This is a genomic window from Myxococcus sp. CA023, assembly GCF_010998615.1.
GTDB lineage: Bacteria > Myxococcota > Myxococcia > Myxococcales > Myxococcaceae > Myxococcus.
This window is the reverse complement of sequence record NZ_JAAEAH010000013.1, coordinates 42,966-50,342: the sequence shown is the minus strand read 5'-3', so window position 1 is coordinate 50,342 and position 7,377 is coordinate 42,966. Positions and strand designations below refer to the sequence as shown.

The window sequence follows — 7,377 nt, the reverse complement described above, 5'->3', positions numbered from 1 at the left end:
GGCTCAGCAGTAGTCCGCCACGAGTTTTTCCAGGTACGGCAGCGACTCCATGACCAGCGGGTAGTCGACGCCGAAGTCCACGAGGCACGCGATGTCGTTCACGCCCGCGGCGATGGTCTTCTCCACCATCCGCCGCGCGTCGCCGACGTCACCGAACAAGGCCCCGGTGGAGAAGTAGCGCTCGTAGGCGTACTCCAGGATCTTGTTCTTCTCCGCTTCGCCAATCTCCTTCAGGCTCACCTTCCCCGCAGAGCCCAGCCCCGCGGCGAGATGGGCATCCAGGGAGCTCCGGATGTACTCCTTGAATGGCGCCTCCACCGCCCGGCGGACCAACGCCATGTCGCGATGGACCAGCGTGTGGAGCATCAGGGAGACAACGCCGGTCTCCGGGTCATGGCCCGCTTCCTTCCGAGCCTGGCGGTAGAGGGCGATCCGGTCACGAAGGACGTCCAGGTCACAGCCATACAGCATGGTGAAGACGTTGAAGCCGAGCCGCCCCGCTTGCGCGAAGGCATCCGCGTTCTGGGTGATGAGCAACCAGACATTCAGTTCCTTCTGCACCGGCCGGGGATAGACGGTGATGGGGATGTCCACACCGCCCGGGCCCGGAAAGGGTACCGTCTCGCCACGCCAGAGCCGCCGCACGATGTCGATGCGCTCCGCGCAGATGGCCCGCCGTTTCTCGTAGGCGTCGGGGGCGTAGATGAAGTCCGGCTTGGCCCAACCGGAGCCGAAGCCCAGGTCCACGCGTCCACCGGACAGGTTGTCGTTCATGGCCCACCACTCGACAACCTCGGCCGGATGGTGCAGCGGCAGGCTGATGCCCGCCGTCCGGAACCGGATGCGCTTCGTCTGGGCAATCAGGTACGAGGCCATCACCGCCGAGTTCGCGTAGATGGAGCCGAACTCACTGAAATGCCGCTCGGGGATGTAGACGGCGGTGAAGCCCTTCGCGTCCCCGAACAAGGTGACGTCGCGCATGAAGCGGTACTTCTCCGCGCTGGAGATGTCCTTGCGCACGTCCGAGAAGAACAAGAAGCTGAAGCTCACCTGCGAGCGCCGCTGGCTGGGAGGCCGAACGCCCAGGAGCTCTTCGAGCGACATCGTCATGATTGCCTCTGGGGGGATTGAGCGGCCAGGTGGCGAATCAGCGCCCGGGCCGTGGAGAACTCCAGGAACCACCGAGGCAGGATGGGCATCGCCAGCTTCTTCTCCAGCCGCGTGGCCAACTGGGTCGCGGAGATGGAGTCCATCCCGAAGCTCTGGAACGTCTGGTCGTCCGAGTAGTCACCGCGCAGCTTCAGCACTTCCGTGAGCGCATCCCGGACCGCGCGTTCGAGCGCTTCGCCACCGGTCGCCAGGCGACGAGGAGCCCGCTCCACGGGCGCGGAGAACATCAGCCTGTGCGCTCGCTCAACCAACGCTGTCGGCACCTGCTCCAGGTCGTAGTCCGCCAGGAACGCCGCCACGGCCGCGGGCGCGGGAGCCCCACCCGCTTCGAAACGCCGCAGCCCCTCTTCCAGCCCAGCCCACTGGGATGAGGCGCTCGGTTGTGTGTCGTTGCTTCGCGCAAGGCCGAAGACACGTCGAGCCAGTTCCAACGAGGGAGTCCTGACCAGCGCCACCACCGGCTCGGAGAGCTGAAGGCTCTGGTCAATGGCCTCCAGCGCCTGCGACGGCTCAATCAGGCCCCAGCCCATGGCCGCGAACCGTTCATCGCGCCGCTCCGGCATGTAGCTGTCCACCGTCCAAGGCCCCCAACATTGGGAGACCGTCCGGCCAGAGCGCTCCCCACGCTTCACCTGCTCGTTCCGATGGCGCGCGAAGGCGTTCTGATAGGCCGTCGCGTAGCCGTAGTCGGACGAGCCTCGGATGCCGAAGGCGGCCACGGACGAGAACAGCAGGAAGAGTTCCAGCGGTTCGTTCGCGGAGACTTCGTCGAGCAGCACCGTTCCCCGGGCCTTGGCTGCTACCACCCGTTCGAAGGACGCCCAGCGCTTGGAGTAGATGGGGCCGTCCTCGACCAGCCGGGCCAGGTGGAGGATGCCGTGGAAGACGCCCACCCGCGCCTTGGCCTCCGCCCACGCGCTTCGCAAGGCGGCCGGGTCGGTGATGTCGACCGGGTGGTACTCGACCTTCGCCCCAAGGGAGCGAAGCGTCTCCAGCTGCGCCTCCCGGACCGGGTCCAGGGAGCTTCGGGAGAAGAACACCAGCGTGGGCTGGTACCGGCGGGCCATCTGTCTGCAGACCTGCTCGCCCACCGGCCCCAGGCCTCCCGTCACCAGGTACGTGCCTCCCTGCCGCAGCTTCGGGAAGTCCGTCCGTGCCTGCTCGGGTGACACCTCCACGAACGTCGCCAGGGCCCGCTGCGCCTGTGCATGGCGGACCTCGCACGGCGTGGCACAGACGTGGCTGCCAACGATTTCTGGCGGCGCTTCCGGGTCGGAGAGCCATTCCTGCAACAGCGCCTGATGAGGAGACAGTGCCGCTCCGTCCGCGCTGAAGCCCACCACCTTCCAGACATGGGCCGCGTTCTCCAGCATGGCGGACCGGATGAACCCGCCAAGCGCCTCGGCGTCGATGGCCGACTGCGACGGGCTCACTTCATGGAGGTGATAGAGGCGGACAGCACGGTCCCCCGCCGCGCGCATCAGCGTCTGGCTGATTCGAAACACGGTCTGCGCCGCGCGCAGGGCGCCCTGTCCCTCCGGCTCCGAGGCCCCCAGCGAGAACACCACGTCGGGAAGCACCGGGAACGGGTTGCCGTCGAGCCCATCGCCGAAGTCGCGGGCGTCCACGGAATGGACTCTTGGAGCACGGTCTCCCAGCCCCGCACACGCCGCTGACAGCAGTACCTTGAAGGACGCCAGGTCGTCCGCCTCCTGGTAGACGATGGCGAGTTCCTTTCCCGCGTAGCGCTCCAGACGGACGCGCCAGTCGATGCCATCCTCCAGCGCCGTGGGCACCCACTTCTGGGCCACGCACAACCAGGAACCGGCACCCGCCTGCGATTCGCGGACAGGCGCCTTCACCACGGCGGGAATGCCGTCAGCAGCCTCCTTCGGGTGCAACCAGTACGAGTCACGCTCGAAGGGGTACGCCGGCAGCCGCAGCCGACGGGTCAGGAGCGCACTGAACATCGGCTGCCAGTCGAACTCGGAACCCAGCAGGTAGAGGTCTGCGAGCGCGCAGAGGTCGTCATGGAACCCAGCCCCCTCGCGCGCGGCTCTCAGCAACACGTCGTGTGGGAAGACCTGCTGCAGGCGCTGGAGGAAGCGCTGCTTGCGCAGACTGTCGAACTTGGTCGCTCCCACAGTGGAGGCCCGGCGCCGCTCGGCCAAGGACAGTTGCTCACACAGGTCCCCATGCCTCGACACCACGTAGGCGGAGCGATGTCCCCAGTGCGCGCGCCCCATGGCCAGACTGGCGCTGACGTCGCCCAGGTCCTCCAGGGGATTCGCCTGGAGCCAGGTGAGCAGGTCCGCCTCACGCCGCTCCAGCGCCCGTTCGGTCCGAGCCGACAACAGGACGAGATACCGCCCCCCAGCCCCCACGCCATTGCTGACGGGCCTTGTCGCCACGTGCTCCCGCACCAGGACGTGCGCGTTCGTGCCACCCGACCCGAAGCTGCTCACGCCCGCCACGCGACGGGCCTGTCCCTCCGACAGCTCCCAGGGATGCTCCTCGTGGCTCACGTAGAACGGGGTGCCCGTGAAGCCAATCCGCGGGTTCATCTGTTTGAAGTGGAGGTTCGCGGGAATCCGCTTGTGGCCCAGGCACAGGAGCGCCTTGAGCAGGCCCGCCGCGCCCGCTGCCGCTTCGAGGTGCCCGATGTTCGTCTTCACCGAGCCCACCGCACACCGCCCGGTGGAACGCGCCCCCTTCGCCCGAGACATCCGGTCGAAAGCGGTGACCAGCCCCTTGGTCTCCACCGGGTCGCCGAGCGAAGTGCCCGTGCCGTGCGCTTCGATGTAGCCGACTTCCTCGGGCGCCACGTTCGCGGCCTGGAGCGCCTTGCACACCAGCTCCGCCTGCTTCTGCGGGTTGGGCGCCGTGAGCCCCGCGGTCCGTCCACCATGGTTGACGGCCGAGCCCATCACGACGCCGTAGACCGGGTCCTTGTCCGCCAGGGCCTTCTTCAGCGGCTTGAGGAGGAAGACCACCGCCCCTTCCCCACGGACGTAGCCGTTGGCGCTCGCATCGAACGTCTTGCACCGCCCGTCCTCGGACAGCATGCCTGCGCGCTGGTAGCAGACCGTGTTGCTCGGCTCGCAGATGAGGCTGACGGCGCCGACCAGTGCCTGACCGCACTCGCCGCTCCGCAGTGCTCGCAGCGCCTGGTCGAGTGCCACCAGCGAGCTGGAGCACGCAGTGTCCACCTGCACGCTGGGACCGCTGAAGTCGAAGAAGTAGGAGATACGGTTGGGGATGACGGACGTGGACGTGGCCACCGCGTATTGCGGAGCGATGTCCCGCCCGTACTTGTCCTGGAGCGTCTTGTAGTCGGAGCCACTCGCGCCGACGAAGACGCCGGTGTCGCTTCCCGCCAGACGCAAGGGATCGTGCCCCGCGTCCTCGATGCACTGCCAGCTGAGTTCGAGCAGCAGTCGCTGCTGCGGGTCCATCAACTCGGCTTCCGCCGGGGAGATGTTGAAGAAGGCCGCGTCGAACCGGTCCACGTCACTGGCATGCGCGACATGGCCCGAAGCGGCCGCATGTCCCAGGCCGGACCAGCGCCAGCGGATGTCCTCGAGCGTCCCGACGAGGGACTGACGAGCAATCAGCGTGTCCCACAGTTGCCGCGGCGTCTGGACACCGCCGGGCAGGCGGCAGGCCACGCCCACGACGGCAATCTCCTGGTCACTCACCTCGCCCGAGGGAGCCGGCACCGGCTCGGGACGCACGGGCGCGGACACGGGCTGCGCCACCACCGGCTGGCTCCGGCCGGCGAGGAACGCGCCAATCCGGTCCAGGGTGTTGTGCTCGAAGAAGAAGGTCTCCTCCAGCTTCAGCTCGAAGCGCCGGCCGATGTGCTCGGCGAGCTCCATCAGCCCCACCGAGTCGACGCCCAGTTCCATCAGCGGAAGGTCCAGCCGAACCGCCGCCGTGTCGCATTCGACAATCCGTGCGACCACCTGACGCAGGTAGTGCTCGGTCTCCGTGGACGCCACGCCACGGGCCGTCACCGCTGGAGCAGGACTCGCAATCTCGGCGTCTTCGACCGGGGCATCCCGGCGAACACGGTTGTGCACGTCATAGCGCACCATCACGCCATGGCCGTGGTTGTCCGCATCGCGAACCCGGTAGCCCACGACCAACTCGCCCAGCTCTGCGCCGTGAATCTGGTGGAAGCGGAGCACGGGGTCCACGGACAAGCCGTGCTCATCGCGCACGGCGACGTACTGTTCGAGGGACAGGTGCGCGTGGCGGCCATACGCCTTGCAGCGAGTCACCCCCACCACCGCGGCCACGTCATTCGACAGTGCGCAGTACTGCAGCATGAACTCGAGCAGCCGGTCTCCCAGCCGCGAATGCTGCGCGCTCGGCGAGACGTTGACGCCCAGGAGCTGGACCACTGGCCCCGTGTCCGTGTGGAGCGTGTCGACCGTCTCAGCCGTGGAGCCCTGGAGCACGCCGTCATCGCGGATGCGCTGGGAGTAGATGGCCCCGACGACCTGTCCCTCCAGCTCCAGCACCAGTTGGCCCTGAGGGTACTTCTCGACGCGGGCTTTCAGCACGGCGTCCGACGCGCGCAGCTCCGCGTCCCAGCACTCGCGCTCCAGCCGCTCCAGTGCCGGCAGGTCTCCGAGTCGCGCCCACCGGATGCGATAGGACCGCTTCTCGAACTGCGTCAGCGTCATCCGGGTGAAGGACAGCGTCCGGGGGAAGCGGCGGATGACGTCATCCCTGGCGAACAGCCCCGCCTGCGCGGCCGCGAGCAGGAAGTGGTTCGCCTCCACCAACATCTGATGAGAGAAACGGTGGTAGGCGTCGAAGTGGAGGCTCTCACTCTGACTGAGGTTGCCGCGCACCACCGGCGCCGGCAGGCAGTGAACCTCCAGGATGACCAGGGGATGCCGGTGCAGGATGGCGGCCCAGCGCTCGAGGTGCTCCACCAGGCTGTGGAACACCTCCGCCGGAACCACCTCCTGGCCTTCCTTGCCCACGAACACCGAATCGAACGGAATCCGGGCGTGGAGCCCCGCCCTGTCCGCGGGAGGCTGGTAGGGACGGTCGTGGTCGAGGAACGAGCGGATGTGCAGCGTATTCTCAGGCTCGGCGAGCCCGCGCGCCCGCAGGTCCTCGATGAGGCGGTCCGGCCGCGCCACGTCCGCACGCAAGGCAACGTGCTCCAACCCGGCCAGCGTCCGCCCAGCGGCTTCGAGCGCCTTCTCGTTGAAGTCCGCGGCAATGAGCGTGAGCGGAAACCGGTCGAGCGCCCTTCCCCGCCGCGTGTGCCGAATCACCGTTTCATACACCCGCTTCAGGAGCGTGCCGTCACCGCACCCCATGTCCGCGATGTAGCGCGGCTGTGCCGACAGGTTCTCGGCATCGAAGATGGTGATGATGAGCTTCTCCAGCTCCGCGAAGTACTTCCGGTGCTGGTGGCCGCTCCCAATCACGTTGAGGGTCCGGTCCAGGTGCAGCTCGTGGCCGGCTTCGTCCCGCCCGAAAACCTGCTCGCAGTCACCGAAGAGCAGCTGCGGCATGCTGGCCAGCATCGGCCGGTACGAGCCGACGATGGCGAAGAGCAATGCCCGCTCGAAGATGAAGGCGCCCTTGGGCGTGAGCTCCGCGTCGACGGTGGCCTCACGCGTCCACTTCTGCGCGAAGAAGAACCCGGCCAGCTCGTGTTGGACGTGCTCGGGGACGGACAAGTCCCGCCCTTCCGGCCTGGACCACAGGTCGGACAGACGCCTGGCCTCCTTGAGGCCCCCACGCTGCTCCAGCGCGAGCATCAGCGGCGTGATGATGGCGCCGTCGAGCAGCTCGCGAACCAGTGTGTCATCGGTATCCCACGACGCCCGAGAGCGCTCGAACCACGGCGCCAGGGACAGGCCGTCCTCCCCGCGCAGGTACCGGTCCATGGGCAGCGCGAAGAGCGACTGCGCCTCGCGGGGGAAGGACCGATGCGCGGCCGCTGCCTCCGTCACCGCGTACACGTCATCGGCGTCGCGGCGAACCCAGCCGAGCGATTCGAACATCCTCATCGCGACGCGCAGATGTCCCCGGTTGGCACGCAATGCCTCCGCCAACCGGTCGAAGTCCTTCGGTCCCTGCCGCAGGAGTTCGAACAGGCCAGCGTCGTTGCAGGCCAGGACCACGGGCGTGACCACATAACCGTGGGCGTGGTTGTTGATCAGGTTCAACATAGGG

General features: G+C 67.6%; 2 protein-coding genes. Both read right to left on the bottom strand.

Features of this window, described 5'->3' with window-relative positions:
- Positions 1–3: 3 nt before the first annotated feature.
- Complete coding sequence (locus F8M74_RS08010) at positions 4–1,110, bottom strand: LLM class flavin-dependent oxidoreductase (protein WP_141253011.1); 1,107 nt, start codon at positions 1,108–1,110, stop codon at positions 4–6.
- Positions 1,107–7,373, bottom strand: a complete 6,267-nt coding sequence (locus F8M74_RS08005) for a GNAT family N-acetyltransferase (protein ID WP_141253012.1) — start codon at positions 7,371–7,373, stop codon at positions 1,107–1,109. The genes F8M74_RS08010 and F8M74_RS08005 overlap by 4 nt, the downstream gene beginning before the upstream one ends.
- Between the last annotated feature and the right edge of the window lie 4 nt (positions 7,374–7,377).